The organism is Falsiroseomonas oryziterrae, assembly GCF_021864505.1.
Lineage (GTDB): Bacteria > Pseudomonadota > Alphaproteobacteria > Acetobacterales > Acetobacteraceae > Falsiroseomonas > Falsiroseomonas oryziterrae.
In genome coordinates this window covers 1-2,282 of record NZ_JAKJIB010000474.1, presented here as the reverse complement: position 1 = coordinate 2,282, position 2,282 = coordinate 1, and the positions used below count along the sequence as shown (strand labels likewise).

Genomic DNA, 2,282 nt, shown 5'->3' with positions numbered 1-2,282 from the left:
GGCCCGGCCGGCAGCGCGACGCCCGGCACGGCGGCGACGCCGACCGCCAGCGCGCGCCGCAGCGCCGAGATCAGCAGGCCGCGCACGCCCTCCGCATCGCGGAAGCGCAGCTCGGTCTTCATCGGATGGACGTTCACGTCCACCGCCTCGGGCGGCAGGTCGAGGAACAGCGCCGCCGCCGGGTGCCGCCCGCGCGGGATGATCTCGCGATAGGCGACGCGCAACGCCGCGCGCAGCTGCGGATCGCGCACCGGACGACGGTTCACCACCAGATGCTGGAACTCGCCCGTCGCCCGCGTGTGGGTCGGCGCGGCGGCCAGGCCCGCCAGCGCCATCTCGCCGCGCGCCGCCTCGACCGGCAGCGCCGCGGCGGCGAAATCCGGCCCGAGCAGCGCATGGACGCGCGCGTCGCGATCCTGCGGCGACAAGGCCAGGACGGTGCGCCCCTCCAGCTTGACGCGGAAGCCGACCTCGGGCCACGCCAGCGCAAGCCGCCGCACAGCCTCCACCGCCGCCTCGGCCTCGCTGCGCGGCGATTTCAGGAAGGCGCGGCGCGCGGGCGTGGCGAAGAACAGGTCGCGCACCTCCACCCGCGTGCCCGGCGGCCCCGCGGCCGGCGCGACGGCCGAGACCCGCCCACCCTCCACCGTGATCGCATGCGCGCCGCCCTCCGCGGTGCGCGAGGTCAGCGTGAGCCGCGCCACCGCGCCGATCGAGGGCAGCGCCTCGCCGCGGAAGCCGAGTGTGGCGATGCGGAACAGCGTCGCCTCCTCCGGCAGCTTGGAGGTGGCGTGGCGCTGCACCGCCAGCGCGAGCTCCTCCGCGCTCATCCCCTGCCCGTCATCCTCCACCAGGATGCGGCCGGTGCCGCCGTCCTCGAGCGTGACGGCGATGCGGGTCGCCCCGGCGTCGAGCGCGTTCTCCACCAGCTCCTTCACGGCCGCGGCCGGCCGCTCCACCACCTCGCCGGCGGCGATGCGGTTGGCGGTGGTCTCCGGCAGCAGGCGGATTCGCGGCGCGGCCATGCCGCCGAGATGCGCCGGCGCGCGGCCGGCGTCCAGCATGCAGAGGTTAACGGGGTGGTGCTGCGGCCTCGGCCGGCGGCTCGAGGCCGAAATGGAAGCGCTCGTCGCGCCGCGGCAGGTAGAGCGTGCCGAACATCCAGTCCCAGACCGCGAAGGTGGTGCCGAAGTTGCGGTCGTGATGCGCCGGGTCGGAGGAGTGGTGGACCTGGTGCATGTGCGGGCTGATCAGGATGAAGGACAGCCAGCGCGGATAGGGGATCGGCACATGGCTGTGCCGGAGATGGGAGAAGGCGAGGCTCCAGGCCAGCATCAGCACGTTCACGCCGAGCACCGTCATCGGCGAGACCTGCGCGCCGGCCACCGCCGCGACGAGGCCGAGGCCGAGACCCTGGAAGAAGCCGGCGCCCGCCATGTGCAGGAAGGTCTCGTGCGGCCAGAAGCGGAAGCCCGTCAGCGGCGTCAGCACCGGCGGCGCATGATGCAGCTTGTGCGACCGCCACAGCCCCGGGAAGCGGTGGAAGAGCCGGTGCGTCCAGTAGAGCGAGAAGTCGCTCAGCGTGAAGGCGACCACGGCGGCCAGGGCGAGCCAGGCGGTGGACGGCGGCGGCGCCTCGGGGGCCGGCAGGCCGAAGACCGGCAGCAGGATCAGGATGCCGATCGAGGTCCCGGCGAAGGCGATCAGGAACAGCACCGGCCCGAGCAGGAAGGGCACCGCCGTGTAGCCGGCGAAGCAGGCCAGATCCACGGGCAGCTCGCGCAGCAGCGTGCGCCGGTCATGCGGGAAGAGCACGCGGTGGATCTCGCGCGGCCGCGCTCCGCTCAGCAGCGCGAACACCACCGCCACGACGCCCGCCACCAGCAGCGTCGGCCACCAGAAGACGGACTTCGGGTCGGTGAACAGGGCCGGGAAGCTGGACAGCCAGCGCCACAGCGCGGCGAGAAGGTCGAAGTCGAGAGCCGGCATGCCTTCGGGGATTGGTTCTGCCTGGGACGCGGGCGCAGTATCCGGGATCGGTCCGGCGAAGGAAAGGCACGGATGACGGGTGCGATCACGCGGGTGGTGCCGGCATGAGCGGCCATCCCAAGGCCGGCGGACGGATGCGACGGCGCAGGGTCGTGCTCGGGGCGGGTGCTGGCGGCGGCGTTGGCTGTCGCCTTCTATGCGGGCTTCGTCGCCGGCATGGCCGCCTTACTGCTCGCCTTCTGGCTGGGCGTGCATCGCATGCCGCCCGGGCGCGCGCTGGTGGTGGCGACGAT

The 2,282-nt window shown here is 73.7% G+C and carries 2 protein-coding genes; both read right to left on the bottom strand.

Annotation, left to right across the window (positions count from 1 at the left end; translation table 11 throughout):
* Positions 1-1,025, bottom strand: a 1,025-nt coding sequence (mutL, locus tag L2I40_RS22100; RefSeq protein ID WP_237217441.1) for a DNA mismatch repair endonuclease MutL, incomplete at its 3' end; no start/stop codon positions are given.
* A 46-nt stretch (positions 1,026-1,071) separates the two neighbouring features.
* Entirely contained in the window at positions 1,072-1,989 is a 918-nt protein-coding gene (locus L2I40_RS22095) for a sterol desaturase family protein (RefSeq protein WP_237217439.1), read from the bottom strand.
* Positions 1,990-2,282: the final 293 nt, after the last annotated feature.